Raw genomic sequence first — 676 nt, 5'->3', positions numbered from 1 at the left:
GAATATCAGTCATAATTTTAGTGGATTTTTTTGTCTTTTGGAATGTTTCTTTAAGAAATGGCAAACATTTGTTGTATAACATGATAACTAGATATTTCTCGCTTCTATATCAATTTTCTTAGTGAAAATTACTCCTAAACTGTGATGTTTGCATAGTTGTGTACGTAACATTGGGATTCGTATTTGATAATCAAAAAATTAATATGATAGTAATGCAAAAATAATCAATGCTGAAGTGCAAGCCTGTAATGACTGACACGAGGTTCAAATATCAGCCAACTTTTGACCACGTACCAACCAGCAAGAGCTTGTAATATTCCAAACAATAGTGCTGTAGATAGCGTTATTGCTGCCTTTTTTAGATATTCTCTTCTTCAACAGAAAATATATAAATGGCACATTATTTTTTTCCTTAATAGCACTACAACTTTAATCTCTTTAATTTGTTTCATTGACAACATATTTATGACATAGCATATAAATATTCCTAAATGATTACTGCAATATGAATATATAAATAAATAAGTATAAATTTATATAAATTAATCAGGATACATATGAATTAATTAGCATAAATTAATAAGCATAATTCCCAAGCACAAATGTAAAGGAAAACTGCAATCGCATGCAAGACATCCGTTAATTCTTTTAATTATATATTGAGGATATAAATATA

Annotated in this window: 1 pseudogene; it reads right to left on the bottom strand. The window is 27.7% G+C overall.

The features are described from left to right. Positions 1-201 precede the first annotated feature (201 nt). Positions 202-399: pseudogene (locus HSX44_RS02615) on the bottom strand (COX15/CtaA family protein); the annotation flags it as partial. Positions 400-676 lie beyond the last annotated feature (277 nt).

The organism is Wolbachia endosymbiont of Onchocerca gibsoni, assembly GCF_029169405.1.
In the GTDB taxonomy this organism is placed as follows: domain Bacteria; phylum Pseudomonadota; class Alphaproteobacteria; order Rickettsiales; family Anaplasmataceae; genus Wolbachia.
Note: the sequence above shows the minus strand (reverse complement) of the source record. Positions and strands in the feature narration are given on the sequence as shown.